Origin of the sequence: Candidatus Arsenophonus nilaparvatae (assembly GCF_045346035.1) — a bacterium.
GTDB lineage: Bacteria > Pseudomonadota > Gammaproteobacteria > Enterobacterales > Enterobacteriaceae > Arsenophonus > Arsenophonus nilaparvatae.
In genome coordinates this window covers 1,483,238-1,508,054 of the sequence record NZ_CP158507.1, presented here as the reverse complement: position 1 = coordinate 1,508,054, position 24,817 = coordinate 1,483,238, and the positions used below count along the sequence as shown (strand labels likewise).

The following is a 24,817-nucleotide window of genomic DNA, read 5'->3' as shown; positions in this document are numbered from 1 at the left end:
ATCATTTGAAATGATAAAAATAAGTAAAATCTCCCTATATACTCTTCATTATATAAAGAAAGATTTTTAATGATACAGTTGATTATTATTTAAATGTGAAATTTAACTGATATGTATTAATTTATTTTTGTCGGCAAGTTTATTAAAGAGAATGCAGATTAAGAATGGGATATCGATAGCGGTATATTGCTAGCCAAAAATAGTAGTGGCTTGGTGTTATTTATATAAAAAAACCAATTCTAGCTAAGTGAAAATTAAAATTTAAACCTTTTATGAATACACTAGCGCTTATTGGAAGATTTCAGCATTGCTTAGTTACAGAAATTTGTACTATTCGTTATTATCACTACTTTACAATTCATTATTTTTATTTTGTCATTTCTGGATTAATAAAATTCATTAAACTTAATAATCTTTCTCTCCGTCACTTAACCAAATCAGCACTATTATTGGTAAAGTAAGTATTATTTGGATTAAAGTGCTGACATTAACTTGTATTGTAAAATAAATGTTAAATATATTTTGCAATGATAGGGTTTTGTTTGTTCATTACACTAATCCTTTAACAAGTAAGAAGAGAAAATATGAATAACACATTTACTACGCAGGCTGGCAATTTTGTCAGTGCCGTGCAAACAGGGGTTGACCCGCGCACCGGGCAGTTTCAGGTCAATTTTCCCCTCGCCCAACTTACCGCTAATCGACTTCTTGGCCCCGAGTTATCCTTGTCGTTAAATTATTCAACTTTAACTCATGATAATTGGGGATTTGGTGAGGGATTCTCTTTAGGCTTAACCCAGTATGATAGTACCAGTAATCTGTTGTCACTTAGCAGCGGAGAAAAATATCGGCTGGCTCGGGGCAGTGATGTCATTCGTCATCAGAAATTAAAACACCTTCGTTTTACTTTTACCAATGGTCGTGATGATAGCCAGGGCTACCAGCTGGCCTGGAAGGATGGAAAGGTCGAGTATTTAACGTTAGTCGGTTACGGTTTTTTTACCGTCAGCCGAATTGTTTCCCCTTTGGGCCATGCGGTGAATTTAAACTGGGATTTTAGCGGTCAGATCCCGATATTAAGGACTATCAGTGATGCATATGGTGAATTATGCAGCATCGATTATCGCGATAACGGCGCGACAGTGACCGTTTGGCCGCAGACGACGGCGCGCTATCAGCTGGATTTTGTGCTCACCAATAGTCGCTGGTTAGATAATGTGATGCGTCGCAGTCAGGATGCATCCCCTTTAAACTGGCAGATGCATTACAGTCAGGCCGGTAGGGGGCAAGACACGCGGTTATTGTCTGCGGTAGATTACCCAACCGGCATGCGTGATGAGGTGATTTATCAGGATGAGGGGCTGCGTTTTCCGGCTGCCTCGGGTCAAAACAATTATTTACCGGTAGTGTTAAAGCATCGCCACCTGCCAGGCGGTGGGCAAGCAGAAAGTGAAACCGAATATCGTTATAGCAGCCAAAACTTCCTGGGTTTTAATGGTAACTTTGGTGACTGGGCGGCAGACAGTGACTATATGTATACCACCTTAACGGATTATCGTTACGACTCAACCGCGACCACCTACAGTGAACAGGGTAAGGTGGTGGTCAAGCGAACGTACAATAACTACCATTTGCAAATTGAAGAGGAAGTCCAACGCGATGGCGTCACCCAACGCAGCGAGACTGAATATTATGCCACACCCGGGGTGTTTATTGAGGGTCAGCCAGCACAGTTTTTATTACCGCGAAAAACCACGCAATATTACATTGATAACGCCGGTGCGTCACGGCAAGAGGTCACCATCACCGAATTTGATGAATATGGTAATCCAAGCCGGCAGGTGGCGCCAGACGGTACGGTGACCGAGACGGTTTATTATCCGGCTGGCGGGGAAGGTAGCGCGTGCCCGGCCGAGCCAAATGGTTTTGTGCGCTTTATTAAACAAAAAGTGGTCACCCCCAGACGCAGTGATTATCCCGATACCCCGATGATGAAAACGCAGTATAGCTATAAAGTATTGGGTGATACTCGCGGTGTTGTGCAGGCCACTGTTATGCAATATAGCGACCAGCAGTTACTGCTGATGAAGGAAACGGATTATCAACCCAGCGGCAACGAACGGGGGCGCATCACGGCGATAACGGAAACGCGCTATCAGGACGGCCAAGCTTATCGCAGTCGGCAACAATTTAGTAACCAGTTGTCTGGTGACCAGTTGGTGCAGACAATCTCCTTTACTGGCCATGATAGATTAACCAGCAGCGCGCAGCGGGTGCAACAGGTGGATAACGGTCAACTGTTGCAGGAAACGGATGTGCAGGGCATTATCACGGCATACCGTTATGATGATTTGGGCCGCATCGTCAGTAAAACCCATGCGGTAGGCAGCGGCTATGAAAGTACCACCCGTTGGTCGTATAGTATGGAGAGTACGGGCCCGGTCACTATCGAAACGGATGTCAAAGGTGTGCAGGTGAAAATCTGCTTTGATGGCACTGGCCGCCAGATAGGTCAATATCGTTATGAGTCGGGACAGTGGTATGAGATAACCACTCAACGTTATAACGCCTTAGGGGAAGAGCAGCAAGGTAGTGGTCGGGATTGGTTATTGGCTAATAATGGTCAATCGCTACAGGCTGCGAGTTTACAAATAGTGTGTGAGATGGATTATGATGGCTGGGGCTTACAACGGGCGTCGCGTTTTTCCGATGGTTATGAGCAACATCAGGAAAATAATCCGGTTGAATTAAATCAAACGACGTATAGCACCGGAGGAGGGTTACGCAGTGGTAAATACTGGTCACAGCAGGAGCGGCAAAGCCAGTTACTGCAACAGGAGATTTGGTATGATAATCATGGCACGGTGCAGGTCAGTAAACAGTATCGTTGGGATGGATTAGGCCGGTTACGCCACGAGACAGATGCGCTTAATCAGGTTACGCAGCGCAGTTACGATGTCTATGGGCGGGTGTCAACGCAAACGCTGGCCGATGGTACGATTTTAAGCCGGACGTATGTGCCACATTTAGCGGGTGAGCAAATTGCCAGCATCAGTGTGAGCGGTTTAGATGGTCAAGGTCAATGGCGCCAGTGGCAATTAGGTGAGCAGCAGTTTGACAGTCTGGGTCGGATAACGTGGCGGAAAAGTGGTGGGCGAGTGACGCAATATCAATATGATGGTGTGTCGCCGTTGCCCAGTCGGATTATCAGACCGTCAGGTCAGTCAGTCAGTTATGATTACCTGCCGGCGTTAGGCAATGCGGTCAGAAAAATCACCGCCCCAGGTATAGAGCAAACCTTTCGTTATGACAACCAGACCGGCGCGATGCTATCGGCACAGGTGAATGGTCAGACCATCAATTACCAACGGCGGGCGGATGGTGAAGTGATAGCGGAGGCGTTCCAACAGTCGGGTCAGGCGCGCACGGCCAACTATCAACGCAGTTTATTAAGTTTATTGACTGGGGTGACGGATGTTAGCGGTCAACAAACGCGTTATCAATATGATGAACACGGTCGTCTGATAAAGATAGCGGATAGTACACTGCAAACCGTGTTGGATTACGATGGTTTAAATCGGCTGGTACAACAAACCACCCGTAGTGCCGGTGGTAATAATCAAGTGACGACCCGGTTAAGTTATGATGATTTGGGGCGAGAGATAAGCCGGCAGATAGAGACGGCATCAGGCGAAGTGCTGACGATAAGCCAAAGCTGGCTGGCCAATGGCTTACTGGCGTCACGGCAGATGAGGCAAAACCAGCAATTATTACAGCAAGCGCAGTATCGTTATGATAACCGTAACCGGTTGATAGATTACCAGCTAAGCGGCAGTGAATTGCCCCAAGATGGCTATGGTCAGTCGATGAAGGGACAAGGTTACCAGTATGATGCGCTGAATAACCTGCTAACAGTCACCACGACCTTAGCGGATGGTAGTCGCAATGAAAGCCACTATTTTTATACTAACCGTGAAGACCCGACCCAGTTAACCGGTCTGACACATAGCCATCCGGCCTATCCGCCGCAGATAACACTGGATTATGACAGCGAAGGTCGGTTGATAAAAGATGAAGCAGGCCGGCAGTTGCGTTATAACGCCTTGGGGCAACTGGTGCAAATCAGTGGTCAGCAAGGTCACAGCCAATATGATTATGATGCTCTTAATCGGTTAATCAGCCAACAGCTTAATGATGAGCCAACGCGTGCTTTATATTATCAGGGGCAAGAGCTGGTTAATGAAGTGACGAGTCAGCAGGAGCGGCGCTTTATCAAGAGTGGGCATCAATGTTTAGGGGTTAGTGATGGTCGTGGTGTGACACTAACGGCAACCGATAGTCACGCCAGTGTGTTGTGGTCTCAAGGTGGCGAGTATCCGGCGGGAAAACGGCACCATTGGTCGGCGTATGGCAGTGGTGAGTCAACTGAAGGGTTATTGGGCTTTAATGGTGAACGACGTGACCCCTACAGTGGCGTTTATCATTTAGGTAATGGTTATCGCGCTTACAGCCCGGTTCTGATGCGCTTTACCTGCCCGGATGATTTAAGCCCATTTGGTGCTGGCGGTATCAACGCTTATGCTTACTGTGCTGGCGACCCGATAAATCACACTGACCCGTCAGGCCATATCAGCTGGCAGGGAATTTTTGGCATCATCATGGGTATCGTCGGGGTGGCGGTAACGGTAATGACGGCGGGTGCAGCGCTGCCAGGTGTGATTGCCGGTGAGACCGCGATAACGGCCAGTACGGCAACCAGTATAGCGATAGGCGGCATTGGGTTAGTAGCTGATGCGACCGCGATTGCCAGTGGGGCACTGGAGGACAGTCATCCCGAAGCCTCGTCCACCTTGGGTTGGGTCTCTTTTGCCACCGGTTTGATAGGTGCGGGTATTGGTATCGGGCAGGGGATCTGGCGCGCAATGAAGAATAGGGGAAGTTATAATGTAAGTTCTGTTGCGATGAGAAACAAGAAAGGCGGTGTAATAGGTCGTATGGCAAGTTCTTCCCGAAATGCTCATGGGGTTCCTGAAGGAGCTATAGAGCTTGGTAATAATTACCATCTGTTTATAGATCCTAAAAAATATCATGAACGATTATTGGTAACTGCACATGGAGAACAAAGTTTAGTGCCTAAATATTTCGATTTACCAAAAGGAACGTCTCTTAGCTATTATGTAGAAGACGGTTTTAAGCTGGTTGATCCAGGACTAAGTCGAGTGGCAGCGGAAACAGTGATCCCAAACGAAATCCATTTCGGTGGCGGTATGGGGAGAAATTACAACATAGCAAGATATGTAGCAGATTCAGATGAACTCGCTCGATCTATAGTGAAAGCATATAATGTTGATGTGTTAACTATACGTAGCAATATAAAATCAGAACTATATCCTATATCCCGCTGATTTAAGAAATTTATTTCAAGTTTTAAAGAAGAACAATATTACTTACAAAAGGGTTGATGCAATTATATGTCGTGCTCCATGGCTGCCATTTAAGAATATAGAAGGAAAGCATGCACTATCAAAATTATAAAAAAGTAAATTAAAGGATACCATTGTAAAAATAAGGTTGCTAATAATTTCCATAATGATTTAATCAATGGTGTCAAACATAAATATTTTTGCAGTCCATTACAATACCAGTGACATCAGCCTTTTGGCGGTACGCTGGTATTGTATATAGTGGATCAGTTAGCGCAAACTTTGAGAGATACTATCCAAACGTGGTGTAAATGTTGATCACTCTACCCTTATTTAATATTAACTAAATAATAAATAAATTATTACTGTTTCGCTAACAAAAATAAAATGTTACTTTTTTTATTAATTTATAAAATTAATCTGATTTTATATAGACGAATTATTTTATTGATGCAAACCTCGGGCTTCAGTAGCAATGAAAGTAAATAATTAAAAGAAAGGTAATTATAACTAACGTTTATTAAATTAATTTTAGTTTAGTGAAATTAAATTTATCAATTTAATAAAAAACCAGGGAAACATGAATATCGATATTAACAACAATATTTGATTACTACAGCATTTGTAAAAAATATCTCAATTCTAATTAATAAAATTAAGAGAGGTAAATAATGCCTTCCGTATCGACAATATGATGTTATGGGGCGGCTCAAAACCGTTAGCAAAAATCAAAATACCACATTTTATGGTTATGATGGCCTGGATAGGCTATTAATGAAACAATTTAATGATGATTTTAGAAAGTTTTATTATCTGTCAGATAGATTAACCAATGAGTTTTATACTGGTGGACAGATAAGATACAACATATTAGATAATGACAGTTTGGGATTTCGCCAGGAATTTCATGATAACAATAAACCAGTGAAATATACTGCAACGGCTACCGATAATATGGGAAGTGTATTCGCCTTATTTGAGAATGGACAAGAAACAACTATTAAATCTTATAGTCCTTGGGGGGATGGAGCCGGCCAAGGAACTGTTGGACGGTGAACACTGGGATGAAGCTAGCGGCAGTTATTTGTTGGGAAATGGTTATCGTGCTTATAGTAGCCGGCTAATGCACTTTACTGCACCCGATAGCTGGAGCCCATTTGGTGCTGGCGGTATTAACGCTTATGCATATTGCGATGGTGATCCGATAAATTTCAGCGATCCAAGTTGCCATATCAGTGGCTGGGAATGGACGAGTATTATTGTGGGAGGGATCGGTCTTCTGCTGGCATCACTTACATTTGGCTTATCACTGAAACTTGGTGTCGGTGTGGCTTTAGCATTAACGGCTTTGGAAGCAGTCAGTGGGGCAACTGCGATTATTTCTGGTGCTTTGGAAGAAAAAAATCCACCAGCATCAGAGCAGTATGGCTGGGCTTCATTAGGGTTAGGTGCACCTTCTGCAGTAATGGGAATATTTTCATTAGGCAAAGGCGCTGCAAAAGGCATCAGTGCGTTAAAAAGTGCGCCAATCAAATTGGGTGGCAAAATGAGGGAACTGGATCTGCTAATCGATGGTTTATATACCTTTGAAGACACCTATAAAAAAGGTATCCGTTTTAATATTGTCGCACATGGGGAACCGGTTGTAATGGTTCACAACTGGTTATCAAAACGGCAGGCGGCTTCCGCAATATGGATGTTGATGAATTAGTTAGTATTCTAAAGTCTTAACGTTATAATTTTGATAATTATAGTAATATTAGAACATTAGCCTGCTATTCAGCGGTAGACGAAGAAAATTCTTTTGGTTACAGGCTTGGTCAACAGATGAAAAAGGATGTAAAAAGTTATATTGGACCGATGAACGGTAATTTTACTCCAGAAGGGTGTCTGATATTTTTTAAGATGCGGAAAGAATAAAATCTTATGATGCAATACAGAAAATATATAAAGAAAAGTTTTCCTTTACGGTTCATAAAGAAAATCCATATAGCATCTTTCTTAATCCAATAGATTATCTTTCATGGAAATATGAACCGATCAAATTTAAATATTAAATATAATCAAAAATATTATTAAGCAGTTATAACAAAATGTTATTTCAAAATAATATTACTGGTTAACGGCAACCCATTTGGTTCTGTTAAATTATCACAGAACCAAAATGGAATCAGGGGGGTAATAATTTATTATTAGCTATACTATATTTATTATTGTATAAAAAGGGTAAAATATTGCTAAAACTTATTTGACTAGATGAAATGATCTGTTCTATTTATCAGCTTGATTTAAGTAGCATTACTATTAGGCAGTATCAATTTAATTGATATAAGAAATTGTACATTCATATAATTAATAAAAAATTGAAATATGAAAATAAATTTTACTATTTTAGCTAGTTGATTTACTTTGTTGTTGCATTAAAGTAAATAAGAATAATTCTGCTCATGAATATTATTACTAATATCACGATATTGAATTCCGCTATTAATAATAAGCCATTATCTATGTGTAATCACAAATTTCCTTCATTAACTAAATGTATTAACTTGTTTTTTGTAGCAATTCTTTGATTGTCATTTCAATAGCATGTTTGATTGCAGGATTGCCTTGTATTAGTATGGTACCGTTCTTATATAAATAGATGCTTACTCCCTGCGGTAGTAGATAACAAAAGCAATATCCTTTTGAAATTAATTCTATTTCAACTAAACCACATTTCGTTAAAAAATTAGTAAAAGTATCAAAGCTATATGGGTATTTTAACATTATTTTTACCTCCCAATAGAATAATCTAATTTACAAAATAAATTATCATCTTTAAGCAATATTATGATAATAAAATGTTAATTTTATGTATTAACTAAATAATATTTGTTTTGGGCTAGCTAGATCTAATTGATAAACTGTTAATTAGCTGAGCTAGATTATTGTTTATCTAATTCTAACATTATTGTTATTAATTTTATAAGGATCTACTGTAATTAGCTTTTTTTGTTGCATATCGATATTAACTGATAGCGAGAATTTCAATATATGGGATAGGTGATTTTGTATTATTTAATAAGATAAAAATTATAAACGGTGATAAAAATAGATGTTTATCACCGTCAACGTTATATTATTAATTGCGTTATTATATTTTTGTAAATAATAAAATTAAGCAATGGTTATTTTTTTATTTAAATAAACATCTTGCACTGCATTAATAAGAGCTATACCTTCTTTCATCGATTTTTTAAACGCTTTTCTACCGAGAATTAATCCCATACCACCAGCACGTTTATTGATCACTGCAGTACGAACTGACTCTTTTAAGTCATTTGAACCAGCAGCACCGCCTGAATTAATTAATCCAGCACGACCCATATAGCAATTTGCTAATTGATATCTAACTAAATCAATCGGATGATCGGTTGTTAATTGGCTATATACCCGCTCATCGGTATAACCAAAACCAACAGCCTTGTAGCCACCATTATTTTCAGCCATTTTTTGTTTAATAATGTCAGCACCAATCGTTGCCGCCAAATGGTTTGCTTGGCCAGTAAGATCGGCACTAGTATGATAATCAGTTTTTCCTTTCTGAAAAGCTGAATTGCGTAAATATGCCCATAGTACTGTCACCATACCCAGTTCATGGGCACGTTCAAAGGCAGCGGCAATTTCTTCAATCTGACGGCGGGACTCCAATGAACCATAATAAATGGTAGCTCCAACTGCTACCGCTCCCATTTCAAAAGCTTGCTCAACACTGGCATAAAGGGTTTGATCATATTGAGTTGGATAGCTAAGTGTTTCATTGTGATTCAGTTTTACTAAAAAGGGTATTTTGTGTGCATAACGACGTGAAACTGCGGCTAAAACGCCGTAGGTGGAGGCGACACAGTTACAGCCGGCTTCAATAGCCAATTCGACAATATTTTTAGGATCGAAATAAAGTGGATTAGCCGCGAATGAAGCAGCCGCCGAATGTTCTACGCCTTGATCTACTGGAAGAATTGAAAGGTAGCCACTACCTGCGAGTCTGCCGTGATCAAATAGGGTTTGCATTGAGCGTAAAACTGGGTTTGGACGGTTATTATCTATCATAACGCGATCAATAAAATCGGTGCCGGGTAGGTATAATTTTTCTTGGGCGATGGTTTGGCAGCGATGCTGTAATAGATTGTCAGCTTCCGCGCCTAGCAATGTCTCGATATCGGTCATAATTTACTCCCGTTTATTGACGTTGTGATTGATTGTTATCCATTATAGTGTGAAAAACAAGCTCGATTGCTTTAGTTAAGTGAGTTGGATCGCTTCAGTTTAATGTTAGTTTTAGCGTTGGTCATTAAAGTAATGGATACTATTTTATTAACTATTTATGGTTATTTATTAACAATAGTTGCTGATAAGAAGAGTGGAATTTTATCGGCCACAAAAAGAAAAAGCTAACTCAAGGGAGATTGAGTTAGCAAAGAAGGTGGTTCCTAGTCTTACTATTAATTTTTAGTTCTACATTTTTCACTAACTATCTTATGATAATGAATATCATATTGCTGTGATCTAATACATAAAAATGGAATTTTTCCTTAAATTATGTATTGTTATTATCACTATTTTTAAGGTTATTAAAATTACTTATAACTAAAGCAAACATATTACTGTTTACTTTAGTTTTTGAACTTACTTTATTGTTTGAATCTGTTGTTTGTTATGAGGGTTTCTGGTCGTTGTGCCAGCCAAATTGCGAATTAATAGTGCAAACTGCAGATCAACATCCTCAGGGATCGGGAGATAAACTTTATAGCCATTACCTGGTGCAACTTGAATAGGTAGGTTTTTTTTATCAAATAAGTCAGTTAAGGTAAATTGAATATTCCCTGCTGGTGTCATTAACTCTAAATTATCACCCAGACAGAATTTATTTTTCACGTCCACTTCTGCCAGCCCATCTTTGCGTTGGCCGGTGAATTCACCAACAAATTGCTGGCTATCCGAAACAGAATAACCATATTCATAGGTTTGGTACGCATCATGGTTATGCCGACGTAAAAAACCTTCGGTATAACCTCGGTGAGCTAAGCCTTCTAGTGTGGTTAGTAATGAGGGATCGAAAGGTTTACCCGCAACGGCATCGTCAATCGCCCGACGATAAACCTGAGCAGTTCGAGCACAATAGTAGAAGGATTTGGTACGACCTTCAATTTTTAAAGAATGGACACCAATTTGAGTTAAGCGTTCAACATGTTCGATTGCCCGTAGATCTTTTGAATTCATAATATAGGTACCATGCTCATCTTCAAAAGCGGTCATATATTCACCAGGACGTTTGCTTTCTTCAATTAAAAAAACTTTGTCGGTAGTCTGTCCATTACCTAATGTCGGCTGAATATTTTTTATCTTAATCGGTTGATGATGATGAACAATATTACCGATTGCGTCTTCTTTTCCTTCTTGTACTTTATATTCCCAACGGCAAGCGTTGGTACAGGTGCCTTGATTGGGATCGCGCTTATTAATATAACCAGATAGTAAGCAACGACCAGAATAGGCCATGCAAAGTGCACCGTGAACAAAAATTTCCAATTCAATATCAGGTACCTGTTGACGAATTTCGGCAATTTCCTCAATAGAGAGCTCACGAGACAAAATAATTCTGCTTAATCCCATTTGTTGCCAAAATTTTACTGTTGCCCAGTTAACAGCGTTTGCCTGGACAGAAAGATGGATCTCCATTGCTGGAAATGTTTCTCTCACTAGCATAATTAGGCCAGGATCGGACATAATTAAGGCATCTGGTTGCATTTCGATGACCGGAGTAAGATCACGAATGAAGGTTTTTAATTTAGCATTATGTGGTGCAATATTAACCACTACGTAGAAACGTTTTCCCATTTCATGGGCTTCTTTAATGCCTTTAGCTAAATTTTCATGATTAAATTCGTTATTACGAACACGTAGGCTATAGCGCGGTTGTCCTGCATAAACAGCGTCCGCGCCATAGGCAAAAGCATAACGCATGTTCTTCAGGGAACCTGCGGGAGAAAGTAATTCTGGCGTAAACATATAATTTCTCAATCTGATAACAAGTCAGTACTTATTCTTAATCGGATAAGTTTTAAGTAGCTAATTCTAACGCCTTATGTGATGAAATCCAAATCAACCGGCGAGCGGATTAGCAAAATTTAATTAAACTAATTCCCAACGATAACCTAAGCCGTATACTGAGCGGATAAATTGCCGCTCTTTATCTAATTGTTGTAGCTTGCGGCGCAAGTTTTTTATATGGCTATCAATGGTGCGATCAGTAACAATTCGATAATCATCATAGAGGTTATTCAACAGTTTATCACGGGAAAAAACTTTACCCGGATGTTGGGATAAATATTTTAATAATCGAAATTCCGCCGGTGTTAATTCAATGGTTTGATTTTGATAATGTATCTGATAGGCGCTTTCATCAATAATTAGCTTAAAGTCACTATTTTCTGCTGTAGTTTGTCGATAGCAACGGCGTAAAATGGTTTTAATTCTAGCGATTACTTCACGTGGGCTAAAGGGTTTACAGATATAGTCATCAGCGCCAATTTCTAAGCCAACTAAGCGATCAAATTCTTCCGTTTTCGCTGTCACAATGATAATAGGGATGTCTGAAAATTGACGTAATTGACGGCAGATTGATAAGCCATCTATACCTGGAAACATAAGATCAAGTAAAATCAGATCCGGTGGAAAATGTTTTACTTGGTTAACGACACTATTACCCTCGAGTAGCCAATCGCTTTGAAAACCAGCGGCCTGTAGATAATCAACTAATAATTGGCCTAACTTTGGTTCATCTTCAACAACTAAAATACGGTAGCAGTGATTATCGCAACTCATACATTTTGGCTTTTATGGTTATCATCTAATGGAAATTCTATGCTAATTTTTACGCCTCCTAAAGAGGAGGCTTGCGCGATAATTTTGCCACCATGGGCTTCAACAATATTATAACAAATGGCCAAACCGAGTCCTGAACCTCCATTGGCGCGATTACGCGAACTTTCAACCCGATAAAAACGCTCAAAAATAAAGGGATATTGATCTACTAATAAGCCTGGGGCGCTATCTTGCCAAATAAGATAAAATCGCTGTTGTGAAACATAACCTTGGATCCTCAGTGAGCCAGCTGAATGAGTATAAAGTAAACTGTTTTCCAGTAAATTATGCCATAGTTGGGCTAAACGATCAGGATCAGCATGTAAAGTTACCACACTAGGTAAAGTGATATTTAACGTTATTTTTTTATCAGCAAATCTGCCGCGATAGCTATTGATAGCTAACTCAATTTGTTGTACCAAATTGATATTTTTTTTTCGATAAACCAGTGAACCGCGATCAGACAGGGATAACTGATGTAAATCATTGACAAGTTTAGTTAATCTATTCGTTTCAGCTAATAAAGAATGTAATGTTGTGACCGAAAGCGGCCGGACACCATCTTGAATTGCTTCGAGCTCACCACGTAATATGGCTAATGGTGTGCGTAATTCGTGAGAGATATCTGCCATATAATCACGCCGCATATGTTCATTTTTTTCTAGAGTTGAGGCTAGCTGGTTAAAATCTTTAGCCAATTGACCTAATTCATCGCGACTCGAGATCCGCACGCGAACCGCAAAATTACCGGCAGTAAGTTGGTGGGTACCCTCAAGGATATGTTTGATCGGTTTGAGAAAATTTCTGGCTAGTAGCAATGAGGTGATTAGCGCTACCAGCAATGAGAACATGGTCACCAGAGAACTGGTGATATGTTGTTGGCGATCAAAATTAATATCCGCTTCACGACTGATTTTATCGGCTGCATTACTAATAACCCAACCTACGATCTGGTTATGATATTTGACCGGTTTTTGAATAATATCTTGGCTGGCAGTGGGTAATATTCCACGACCTGAAAGTCTGGTCATATTATGATCCACAATCCAAACTTGAGTACGCCAGCTTTTGGTTGAAGATTGAACCGGCAGATCATTTTCTTGTTCCAGGGTATTAATGATCTGGGTTACGGCGCGGCTATTATGATGCAAAAACGTCCAATTGCCGGTTTGCTGGTACTGTTCAGTCAGTGCTTGAGCAATTAGGCTGGTACGTAATTCATTGCTTTGTCTTATATAGCCAATAAAACCTTGCTCAAAACTTAATCTAATTCCCCAGTGCATAGTAAAAACGATCAACAGACAAAGGGCAAAGATAGCAAAAAAAAATTTATGGGTAACCCCCCTAAACTGTACTTTCATTCAAGCCTCGCAAACAAGCGCTTTTGTTGTAGATATGTCTGCAGCTTATCGAAAGCGAGATAAACCACTGGGGTGGTATAAAGTGTTAATATTTGACTAACAATTAAACCGCCAACAATGGTTATTCCTAAGGGTTGGCGTAATTCAGCACCATCACCATTACCTATAGCCAGAGGTAGCATGCCAAAAATTGCTGCAATGGTGGTCATTAATATGGGGCGAAAACGTAATAAGCTAGCTTTAAATATGGCATCATGTGCGCTGAGTAGACCTTCTCTTTGTGCCTGGATGGCAAAATCCACCATAATAATGGCATTTTTCTTAACTATACCAATTAATAACATAATACCTATTAATGCAATTAAACTAAAAGGGGTATTGAACAATTCTAATGCTAATAAGGCCCCTAAACCGGCAGACGGTAAAGTGGAAATAATGGTTAATGGATGGATATAGCTTTCATAAAGAATACCAAGTACAAGGTAGACCGCGACTATGGCGGCAATGATCAGAAATAATTGCGTTTTTAAGGTTTGTTGAAATATTTTAGCGGTACCTGCGAAGGTACCACGTACAGTCGACGGCACACTTAATTGGATCATGGTCATTTCTATTGCGTTAATGGCATCATTAAGGGTGTAGCCTTCATTAAGATTAAAAGAAATAGTTGATGAGGCAGATAATCCTTGATGATTAACACTTAATGGCGCATTAGTGGGTTGCCATTTGGCGAAAAAGGAGAGCGGAATCGGTTTACCCTGTTTATTAATCACAAACATTTTATCTAATATACTGGTATCTTGGGTATATTCAGGTGCCACCTCCATAACAACTTTATATTGATTCATTGGCTGATAAATGGTTGATATTTGTCGCTGGCCGAATGCATCGTTAAGTAAATTGTTTGCTTCTTTAACATTAATCCCTAATTGTGCCATTTTGTCACGATCATAAGCTATAGCCATTTCAGTGCCTTTATCCTCTTTATCAGAATTAACGTCCGCGAGTTGGGGCAGTGCTGCCAGTGCTTTACGAACTTGTGGTTCCCAGTCACGTAACTCATCTAGATCATCGGCAAGAAGAGTAAATTGATAACTGGCAGTAGCCTGACGCCCACCAGCCCGAATATCTTGCACGGGTATAAGGAATAAGTTAGCACCCGGTTCATTTGCCAGTTGAGTTCGCAATCGCACAATTACTTGATTTGCCGTTTCTTTCCGCTTATTTAGGGGCTTTAAAGCAATAAACATGAAACCGCTATTCATTCTGCTGCCACCAATAAAACCGGTCACATTGTCAATGCTAGGATCCATATCCAACTGCGTCATAAAACGGGTCATTTTAGTTTTCATGGCTTGAAAAGAGATACTCTGATCGGCCCGTACATAACCTAGTAACCGGCCAGTATCCTGTTCGGGGAAGAATGTTTTTGGGATACTGATATAAAGATAAATATTTAAACCGATAGTGGCGAGTAAAACTAACAATACATTTCGTTGATGAGCTAAAACCCAATTTAATGTGACACTGTAACTTTGTTGTATTTTTAATAATAACCGGCCAAAGCCCCTTATCTTATGGGTACTAAATTTTTTACTTTTTTTTAATAGATAAGCACACATCATGGGAGTCAGGGTAAGTGAAACAAATAATGAGATCAAAATTGCTGTAGCTAAGGTAATGGCAAATTCATGGAAAAACCGGCCAACTAGTCCTCCCATAAAGAATAGCGGGATAAAAACGGCAATTAAAGAAATACTCATCGACAATACGGTAAAACCAACCTCACTAACACCGATAATGGCAGCTTTATGCGGTGTTAAACCGTTTTCGATGTGGCGCATAATGTTTTCAATTACCACAATGGCATCGTCGACAACAAAACCGGTCGCGACCGTTAATGCCATTAGCGATAGATTATTAAGGCTGAAACCACATAAATACATCGCTGAAAAACTACCAATTAATGAAACGGGTACCACAATAGCGGGAATAATTGTTGCCCGGCCAGAACGTAAGAATAGGAAAACCACTAAGATCACTAAACCGATCGCAATCGTTAATGCTCGCTCAACTTCTGTCAGCGAGGCTCGAATGGTCGGGGTTCTATCTTGGGCAATGGCTAAATCAATACTTGCTGGTAGCATTTTTCTAAGTTCGGGTAGCTCAGCACGAATACGATCGACGGTAGCGATAATATTGGCTCCAGCCTCGCGGCGAATGACTAAAATAATAGCCGGTTTGCCAGCAGTCATGCCGGCGGTGCGAATGTCTTGTACCGAGTCTTTGATATTAGCAACATCCTGTAGTCTAACTACTGCGTTATTATGAGAATGAATAATAATGGGTTGATAATCGGCAGCGGTTTTTAATTCATCATTGGTTTTTATTTGCCAACGTGATTGTTCATCATTTAAATAGCCGAGTGGGCGACGAACATTGGCATTATTAATCGCTTCTCTTACTGTATCTAGGGCAATCCCTTGATTAAATAGTACCGTGGGATTGAGTTCAATACGTACCGCTGGCAGTGAACCGCCACTAACAGAAACTTCACTGACACCGGCTATTTGGGCAAGACGTTGTGCCAGCCGGGTCGAAGCAATGTCATATATTTCACCGATTCGATAGCTACTGGAAGTTAAGGTTAGGATCATGATTGGGGCATCGGCTGGATTAGTTTTGTAGTAACGTGGGCGTGAAGGCATACCGGTAGGTAGCATACTTTGTGCTGCATTTAATGCCGCTTGGACTTCTCTGGCAGCACTATTGATGTCTTTATCAAGCTCAAATTCCAGCGTGATGTTAGTATTACCTAGCGAACTGTTGGACGTCATTTCGTTAATACCAGCAATTTGACCTAAAGCCCGCTCTAATGGTGTCGCGACTGAAGAAGCCATGGTTTCCGGTGATGCACCTGGTAGTGAGGCGGTTACTTTAATGACGGGGAAATCTACTTGTGGTAAAGGTGCGATAGGCAGTAACATAAAAGTTAAAACACCACATAGGGTAATTGCTACGCTAAGTAGGGTTGTTGCTACCGGACGTTCGATAAATAATGCGAACAATTTCACAGCAACGGCTCCTCTCCCTTTGATGCCTGATTATGGTGATGGCCAGATTTCCAATGGTTAGCTAGCCGGTCAAAAAGTAAATAGATCACAGGCGTAGTAAAAAGCGTTAATATTTGACTCAAAATTAAGCCACCAACCATGCAGGTTCCTAGCGGTCGGCGTAACTCAGCGCCGACGCCGGTACTTAACATTAAAGGCAGAGCGCCAAGCAGAGCAGCCATTGTGGTCATCAAGATAGGTCTGAAGCGTAATAAACAAGCTTGATAGATAGCTTCCTCGGGTGATAAACCTTGCTCTCTCTCTGCGGCTAATGCAAAGTCAATCATCATAATGGCGTTTTTCTTGACGATGCCTATCAGTAATATGATGCCGATCACGGCAATAATATCCAGTTCATAACCGGCTATCATTAAAGCTAATAGCGCGCCAACGCCAGCAGTAGGTAGGGTAGAAAGAATAGTAATTGGGTGGATAAAACTTTCATATAAGATACCGAGAACGATATACATGGCAATAATTGCCGCTAAAATAAGCCACAAAGTATTAGCCAGTGCTTTTTCAAAGGCTAATGTTGCTCCTTGAAATTGGGTAATAATGTCATGGGGTAATTCAAGCTGATTTTCTATCTGTTTGATTGTATTGACTGCGTCTTCCAACGAGCTACCTTTAGCGACATTAAAGGAAAATGTCGCCGAAGGAAATTGGGCTAAGTGATTAATTGATAAAGGGCCATAACTCTGTTCAACTTTAGCTAATATGGTTAGCGGCACCATAGTGTTTTGGTTGCTTCGTAAACGAATATTATTTAGTGCTGCCAGACCAACACCTCCTTCAACGCCATGCTCAAGAATAACTCGGTACTGATTAGCCTGGGTATAGATTGTCGAGATCATTCGTTGGCCAAACGCATTATATAATGCGTTATCAATGGCCGACATACTAATGCCTAAACGGCTAGCTGTGTCGCGATCAACAGTTACTTTGGCGATTAAACCTTTATCTTGCCAATCACTACTTACGTCAGTAAGTTGCTGATTGGCTTTTAAAGCGTTGAGAAGCTTGGGTAGCCAAAATGAGAGTTGTTCTATAGAAGTCGCTTGTAAAGTAAATTGATATTGGGTGCGGGAAATCTGGCTATTAATAGTCAGATCTTGCATCGGCTGTAAAAATAACTTGATACCTGGAATCTTATTAACTGCTTGTTGTAACCGAGGGATAATGACATCTATCCGCTCATGGCGTTGATTTAATGGTTTAAGGGTAACTTGTAATCGCGCATTATTAAGGGCTGAATTGCTACCATCAACACCGACGAAAGTGATGACATTTTCTACCGCTTGATCGGCTAATATTTGTTCCGCAATTTGTTGCTGTTTTTCTGCCATTGCGGCAAAAGAACTCGATTGTGGTGCTTCGATTACACCTTGCAATAACCCATTGTCTTGTAAAGGAAAAAAACCTTTTGGGATCATAATATAAAGCAATGCTGTTAGTATCAATGTGCTAATGGCGACAGATAGTACTAGCCATTCGTGATTGAGAATGCGTTTAAGCCAGACACCATAAATAGCAATCAATTTATCAAAAAACAGCTCACAGCCTTTTTCAAAACGATTGTATTTAGTTTTTGCTTCAGATTTGAGTAAACGGGCACACATCATTGGTGTTAGAGTTAGGGAGACAACAGCAGAAATTAAGATAGCCACAGCCAGCGTAATGGCAAATTCCCGAAATAAGCGGCCCACGATATCACTCATAAAGAACAGTGGGATCAGCACCGCAATTAATGAAAATGTTAATGAAATAATGGTAAAACCAATTTCTCCAGCGCCTTTTAGCGCTGCTGTTAACGGTTTATCCCCTTTTTCCAGATAGCGGGAAATGTTTTCAATCACCACAATTGCATCATCGACGACAAATCCTGTTGCTACTGTTAAAGCCATCAGAGTGAGGTTATTAATTGAAAAACCGCAAAAATACATGACGGCAAAAGTACCCACCAGTGATAGGGGAACGGCGATGCTCGGAATTAAGGTTGCGATACCATTGCGCAAAAACAGATAAATCACCATAACAACTAATGTGATCGCCAGTACTAATTCAAATTGGACATCTTTAACTGAAGCACGAATTGTGGTTGTTCGATCGGTCAGAATATTAACATTGACTGCTTTCGGTAAATTTTTAACTAATTCAGGTAAGATTTTGCGAATATTATCAGTGGTTTTAATGACATTCGCCCCAGGTTGGCGTTGGACATTAATCACAATTGCTGGTTTTTTATTGGCCCAAGCGCCTAATTGGGTATTTTCCGCTGCTTGTGAAATGGTAGCAATATCACCTAGCCGAATTGCGCCACCTTGCTTATAAGCAATAATTAGTGAGCGATAATCTGCCAATGATTTCATTTGATCATTAGCTGAAAGCGTAATTGCCCGAGTAGGGCCATCAAGGCTGCCTTTAGCTGAATTGACATTGGCATTATTAATAGCTAACCGAATAGTTTCATTATCCAGTTGCGAAGAGGCGACAGCTTGTGGATTTAGTTTAATACGAACAGCCGGACGTTGCCCGCCGGCGAGGGTGACTAAGCCTACGCCATCAACCTGAGAAATTTTTTGCGCTACCCGTGTTTCAACCATATCTTGCAATTCAGTGATTGGCAGGGCGTTAGTGGTTACGGCTAGGGTTAAAATGGGCGGATCAGCTGGATTGACTTTATTATAAATGGGCGGATAGGGGAGATCTTTCGGTAATAGATTACTGGCCGCATTAATGGCTGCTTGCACTTCTTGTTCAGCGATATCCAGTGCTAGCGATAATTGAAAAGTTAGCGTAATTACTGAAGAGCCGCCTGCGCTTTGGGAAAACATCTGCTTTAAACCAGACATTTGACCTAGTTGGCGTTCTAATGGTGCGGTAATAGCTGATGTCATCACATCAGGACTGGCACCAGGGTAAAGGGTAACCACTTGAATCGTCGGATAATCAACTTGTGGTAAGGCAGAGACTGGCAAAAAACGGTAACCGATAATACCAGCTAATAAAATGGCAACCATAAATAGCGTGGTCGCAACCGGGCGTAGAATAAATAACCTTGATGGACCACCACTTTTTAACGGAGTCTCAAACTGCATTAAGATTTCTCCGTCGTGTTAGCATAAGATGTTAATTGATCTTTTGGGGTAACCAACTGAACTTTTACTCCATCAACTAGTCGGTCAACACCATCGGTAACAACCAAAACACCAGCATCTAACCCAGCGTTAATAATGGTTTTTTGACCATCCTGCAAACCCACCGTGACTTTATATTTTTTGACTAAATTATTTTTATCTAATGTCCAGACAAAGTGACCAATACTACCCATTTGTAAAGCAGCGGTTGGGATCACTACCACATTTTTTAGCGTATTAACTTGAATTTGGATATTGATAAATTGGTTAGGAAAAAGCCTATTATCCTGATTAGCGAAACGTGCTTTCATTTTTAATGTGCCAGTTGTGCTATCTATTTGATTATCAGTACTTAATAGGTAACCGGCGGCAATTTTGGCGCTATTATTACGATCCCAGGCGATCACTGGAATTTTGGTTTTTTGCTGTTGAGCAATTTTGATCAACGGAATATCTACCTCAGGCAGGGCAAATACGGCGTCAATAGGGGTTGTTTGGGTGATGATAACGATAGGTGAAGTTGAACCGCTGGTAATATAATTACCAATATCGATCTGTTTTAAACCAACCCGACCGGCAATAGGAGCCGTGATCCTGCTATAGGTTAGTTGCAGTTTAGCGTTACTAATTGCCGCCTGATCAATTTTAACACTGCCTTCTGTTTGCTGAACCAATGTTCGTTGCTTATCTAACTCTTGTTGAGAAATAACCTTACTGGTAGCTAATTTTTGATAACGGGCTAAATCTTGGCGGGCATTATGCAATTGCGCCTGATCTTTGAGCAATTGTCCTTCTGCCTGCGCCAGCGAGATCTGAAATGGCCGTGGATCGATTTCGGCTAATAAATCGCCTGCTTTAACTGTTTGTCCTTCAGTAAAATGTAGCGCCATTAGTTGCCCCTGCACCCGACTGGTTACCATTACGGTATTGGCGGCTTGCACTGTACCTAAGGCGGTCAAAATGTGTGGAATACTTTGTCGCACGGATAATGCCGCTTGCACCGGGGGTAGCGGCGTTTTACGCGATTTTGTTGAGCTTTGCTTTGATACTTGCGTGCTTGATAAGGCAGCTGTCGTGGGGGTTTGCGAATGAAAATAACGCCAGGCAAACACCCCGCTAAGGGATAAAAAAATAATGGCAATAGCAGATATAACAATTTTTCGGCGGTGATTATTATTGTTCATCATGTCCTTAGCATTTTTTTGTACAGGTATCAGCAGATATTTTTAATTTCATAAATAAATTATTTATACACTATAGTTTAGCGACTATTTAATATAAAAAAATGGAGGAAATGTGGAAATTGTAATAATCAGTATGAGATAAGCATAAATTTGCTAAATGTTATATATATTTAAGATAGTTATCATTAGCAAACCTGTATATTAATGTCGCCTTAACAAATGTCTAATAACCTAAAAGAATCGTTAATTGCAATTAAATAGCGGTTTTTTACAATAATTTTTTTTCAATCGCTCATATATTACTTGTTTTTAATTATAAATTAATCAAGGAATGATTATGCCTATACCCTCTATTAATACTACTAATTCTGTATCTCCGCTAATTCATGCTTCAATTGAGCAACCTTCAGATTTGGATATTCTAAGAGAAGTAGTGCCATTGGGCCGTAATCCTAGTACTGAAAATTTGTACCGACAAAAAAGCGATATTTTTGATAAATTGACTCGGGAACGTCCTATTAACACTACCCTTGACTTAAGTAAGATTGAAATGATGCATGCTAATTTGTCTGCTAGAGACTTATGTGAAATTAATTTTAGTGCTGCTAATTTAAGTTACACTAATTTATCTGAAGCTAATTTGGTTGATTGAGATTTTAGCAAAACTAAATTGGATGAGGCTAATTTGCATAGTGCTAGAATGGATAGAAGTGTATTAAAAAAGGCTCAGTTAAGCAAAACTGAAATGAATGGTGTAGTTTTAGTTGATGCTGATTTAAGCCAGGCTTACTTATCTCGAGCCAATCTAACTCAGGCTAATTTGGCCAATGTAAATCTAGATTCCGCTATTTTGGCTGGAGCTAATTTTACTAATGCTAAGCTAAACAATGCTAAGTTGATTGGTGTTAATTTGGTGGGTGCTAATTTTACTGGGGCGGTACTAGATGGCGCAGAATTACGTAATATTGCTTTTCCTGCATGGAATGATGAATATGTATTGCACTATTTTAACCCTCCTCGTGATTATTTTAACCCTTCTCGTGATTACTTTAGTCTTCAAAAGACTATCGACAGTATTGATCCTAAATATAATGACCAGAAAATAGTGTTGATGCACGAATTACTCGACTTTTTAGACACGCGTGATTCAAATATCTCACTATTATCGATGAAACAACCCTTGTTAGATATTTTGCTTAAAACGCCCTATAACCAGGATGAAAAAACCACTGGTTGGATTAAAAATAACTTTGGCTTAAATGTTGTCAGATTATGGGTCAATAGTTGATGCCAACATGATATGCCGGCATCAATTGCTGCCGTTTTGACAACCTGCTGAACTTTTTTACTCACCAGCCGGATATGATGTTTAGTCATAATGGAGCCTTTATTTAATTGATTTTACAGGGAATAGTAGATGATAGTCGCTATAAGGAATAGGCTAAAACGTTATTAAGCCTGGCCGCCGTTTTTAGCAAATATTCTTCCAGTGCAATATTTGGTACGGAAACTGAGTCACCAAATACATTAAGGTATTTTGCTTTTGCGCTAATGGAGCAGGCTCATCAATTATCACCGCAAACCTTCGAAGATGAGGCTCAGTATAATGATTGGACCGATAGATTGCTTGGCCAAAATAATACGTTTAGCTGCACGGCGGTGTTATCAACTATCATGGTTGAGCATATAAAACACCATTTCCCAGTGATCTTAGCCGGCATCATGCCGCCAGCCTGGCGCTGATGGATGTTGGTGAAATTAAGATTTTTTATGGTTGTATAAAGTGCATTAGTCTAATAAATGATGCACTTTTTTATTATTAAGTCAGAAGTTATTAACCACTTAGCAGCGAGTAAAAGCGGATATTATTGCCCGTTAGATTTATTTTGCCCGCTGATGTTGCCACCCTTGATATGCTAGCGGTAAAAAACCAACCAAGATAGCTAGCACTGCAACGGCACTGACATAATAAACCGGCGCCAGATGAGATTGTTGTAGCCAGAAGCCTGTGATGATCGGCGTTAAACCGCCAAAAATCGCATAGGCGATATTGTAGGCAAAAGACAGACCAGAAAAACGAATTGCAGGTGGGAATGCCCGAGTGCCAATAATTGGGGTTAAAACGACGGCACCGACGAATAATCCCATAATGCCGTAATAACTACTTAATGTTAAAAATGAAATAGCCGGTGATAGTATGGAATAGAAATAGCTGGCGCTGATGATCAGGCCGCTATAGGCTACTAACATGGTGAGACGGGAGCCAATTTTATCGCTTAAGTAACCCCAAAAAATACAGCCAACGGTTAACATCAATACTGCAAAGCAATTGGCTTGTAAGGCGCTATTTCGCTCGATATGGTAGATGCCGCGTAAAATAACATCAGGCGTCATTAAAATGATCACGATAATTGAGGTCGATAGAGACCAGGTTAGTAGCGCGGTGATCAAACAAGCCTGCTTATGTGATGTTAAAACGGTCTTAACTGGCAACTCATTACAAAGCGCTCTTTGTGCCGCTAATTCTTTAAATATTGGGGTTTCCTGTAAAAAGCGTCGCAAATAGACAGCAATAAAGCCAAATAACCCACCGACAATAAACGGAATGCGCCAGGCAAAATCGACAATTTGTTGTTCGGTAAAGTGATATTAAATGGTAATGGCAATAATCGAGCCGAGCAAAATACCGCCAGTAATGCCGGAAGTCAGGGTTCCAATAGCTAAACCATAACGCTGTTTTGGCATGTGTTCAGCGATAAACACCCAGGCACCTGGCATTTCTCCACCAATTGCCGCTCCCTGCATAATACGCATCAATAGTAATAATAGTGGCGCAGCAATGCCAATCGTGGAATAAGTGGGCAGCGCCCCTATAACCAAAGTGGGCAGGGCCATCATAAAGATACTCAAACTGAACATGCGCTTACGGCCTATTTTATCGCCGTAGTGTGCCATAATAATGCCACCTAATGGACGAGCCAGATAGCCGGCAGCAAATAACCCAAGGGTTGCTATCAGAGCGAGAAATTGATTACCAGCCGGAAAAAAAAGTAGCGAGATGGTTTTGGCATAAAAGACAAAAATAACAAAATCGTAAAACTCAAGTGTACCACCTAACGAAGATAGACCCAGCGTTTTATAATCTTGCTGATTTAGTGGCCTGGCAACAGGCTGACTTTGCGTATTGGTTAGCGATGGCATGTTTTTTTAATCCTTTTTATTAATAGGCAAAATAGTGTATTAATTCGCTGAATAAATCATTCAAACAATAGGTGCAATTTGTTAATTGATTTTATTTTTTAATAATAAAAAATAATGAAATAACAATGATATCTGGATTTTGGCGATAATAATTATCTGTTTATCATCCGGCAGTTATAACCAATAATTTATTTTTTTCGTCATTGTCTATATAAACATAAAAAGCGGATATTATTTTATCCTACTCTGGATAACCTTTAAACCGGAGAAATATTGGGTTATTTGTTTTTAATTAAATCAATGGATAGCAAAATCAAGGCTGGAATTTAGATAGTAATGCATTCTATTTTAACCATATAAATATATTAATCTGCTATTTTTCAATTGATAGATAGAGAAAAATTTGGCTATTAATTTAAATAGATTGAGATAGCAAAGAGGTTTAATAAGTTTCGTTTTAAGGCGCTATTCTAAGGTTGCAATGATAGATTA

General features: G+C 39.9%; 12 protein-coding genes and 3 pseudogenes. 7 read left to right on the top strand and 8 right to left on the bottom strand.

The genetic code is table 11. The annotated features are described in order from the left end of the window. The first annotated feature begins 584 nt into the window (after positions 1 to 584). The 3 genes from WH390_RS07210 to WH390_RS07200 all read left to right on the top strand — a co-directional run bounded on the left by WH390_RS07210 (position 585) and on the right by WH390_RS07200 (position 7,134). The gene (locus WH390_RS07210) at positions 585 to 5,405 is read left to right on the top strand and encodes an RHS repeat domain-containing protein (protein WP_052044825.1); all 4,821 of its coding nucleotides are present in this window, start codon (positions 585 to 587) and stop codon (positions 5,403 to 5,405) included. A gap of 717 nt (positions 5,406 to 6,122) precedes the next feature. Continuing rightward, positions 6,123 to 6,479, top strand: coding sequence for a hypothetical protein (locus tag WH390_RS07205; protein WP_032114873.1), 357 nt, complete (start codon positions 6,123 to 6,125; stop codon positions 6,477 to 6,479). After that, on the top strand, positions 6,448 to 7,134 hold the full coding sequence (locus WH390_RS07200; protein ID WP_187290935.1) for an RHS repeat-associated core domain-containing protein: 687 nt from the start codon (positions 6,448 to 6,450) through the stop codon (positions 7,132 to 7,134). The genes WH390_RS07205 and WH390_RS07200 overlap by 32 nt, the downstream gene beginning before the upstream one ends. Positions 7,135 to 8,582: 1,448 nt before the next feature. Here WH390_RS07200 and fbaB read toward each other — a convergent pair. The 7 genes from fbaB to WH390_RS07165 form a co-directional block, all read right to left on the bottom strand. Beyond that, complete coding sequence (gene fbaB / locus WH390_RS07195) at positions 8,583 to 9,632, bottom strand: class I fructose-bisphosphate aldolase (RefSeq protein WP_032114876.1); 1,050 nt, start codon at positions 9,630 to 9,632, stop codon at positions 8,583 to 8,585. Between the two features lie 459 nt (positions 9,633 to 10,091). Further along, a complete protein-coding gene (yegQ, locus tag WH390_RS07190; protein WP_032114877.1) occupies positions 10,092 to 11,474 on the bottom strand; it encodes a tRNA 5-hydroxyuridine modification protein YegQ in 1,383 nt (460 codons plus the stop codon). Positions 11,475 to 11,597: 123 nt separating this feature from the next. Further along, on the bottom strand, positions 11,598 to 12,290 hold the full coding sequence (gene baeR / locus WH390_RS07185) for a two-component system response regulator BaeR (protein WP_032114878.1): 693 nt from the start codon (positions 12,288 to 12,290) through the stop codon (positions 11,598 to 11,600). Beyond that, on the bottom strand, positions 12,287 to 13,690 hold the full coding sequence (gene baeS, locus WH390_RS07180; RefSeq protein ID WP_032114879.1) for a two-component system sensor histidine kinase BaeS: 1,404 nt from the start codon (positions 13,688 to 13,690) through the stop codon (positions 12,287 to 12,289). The genes baeR and baeS overlap by 4 nt, the downstream gene beginning before the upstream one ends. Next, on the bottom strand, positions 13,687 to 16,764 hold the full coding sequence (gene mdtC, locus WH390_RS07175; protein WP_032114880.1) for a multidrug efflux RND transporter permease subunit MdtC: 3,078 nt from the start codon (positions 16,762 to 16,764) through the stop codon (positions 13,687 to 13,689). Before mdtC ends, baeS begins: the two co-directional genes overlap by 4 nt. Then, positions 16,761 to 19,901: an MdtB/MuxB family multidrug efflux RND transporter permease subunit gene (locus WH390_RS07170; protein ID WP_032114881.1), complete on the bottom strand. Its 3,141-nt coding sequence runs from the start codon at positions 19,899 to 19,901 to the stop codon at positions 16,761 to 16,763. The genes mdtC and WH390_RS07170 overlap by 4 nt, the downstream gene beginning before the upstream one ends. Next, positions 19,901 to 21,124 carry an MdtA/MuxA family multidrug efflux RND transporter periplasmic adaptor subunit gene (locus WH390_RS07165; protein WP_032114882.1) on the bottom strand — a complete coding sequence of 408 codons (1,224 nt, stop codon included), beginning with the start codon at positions 21,122 to 21,124 and terminating at the stop codon, positions 19,901 to 19,903. The genes WH390_RS07170 and WH390_RS07165 overlap by 1 nt, the downstream gene beginning before the upstream one ends. A 337-nt stretch (positions 21,125 to 21,461) precedes the next feature. On the opposite strand from WH390_RS07165, the gene WH390_RS07160 reads away from it, so the two are divergent. The 4 genes and pseudogenes from WH390_RS07160 to WH390_RS07145 form a co-directional block, all read left to right on the top strand. Further along, the gene (locus WH390_RS07160) at positions 21,462 to 21,776 is read left to right on the top strand and encodes a pentapeptide repeat-containing protein (RefSeq protein WP_052044826.1); all 315 of its coding nucleotides are present in this window, start codon (positions 21,462 to 21,464) and stop codon (positions 21,774 to 21,776) included. A gap of 12 nt (positions 21,777 to 21,788) precedes the next feature. Next, positions 21,789 to 21,986, top strand: a pseudogene (locus WH390_RS07155) (pentapeptide repeat-containing protein); the annotation flags it as partial. Next, positions 21,975 to 22,412 carry a pentapeptide repeat-containing protein gene (locus WH390_RS07150; protein WP_256379503.1) on the top strand — a complete coding sequence of 146 codons (438 nt, stop codon included), beginning with the start codon at positions 21,975 to 21,977 and terminating at the stop codon, positions 22,410 to 22,412. The pseudogene WH390_RS07155 and the gene WH390_RS07150, both read left to right, overlap by 12 nt. A 164-nt stretch (positions 22,413 to 22,576) precedes the next feature. Then, positions 22,577 to 22,867, top strand: a pseudogene (locus WH390_RS07145) (E3 ubiquitin--protein ligase); the annotation flags it as partial. Positions 22,868 to 23,005: 138 nt separating this feature from the next. Here the strand turns inward: WH390_RS07145 and WH390_RS07140 are convergent. Next, positions 23,006 to 24,325: pseudogene (locus WH390_RS07140) on the bottom strand (MFS transporter). Between the last annotated feature and the right edge of the window lie 492 nt (positions 24,326 to 24,817).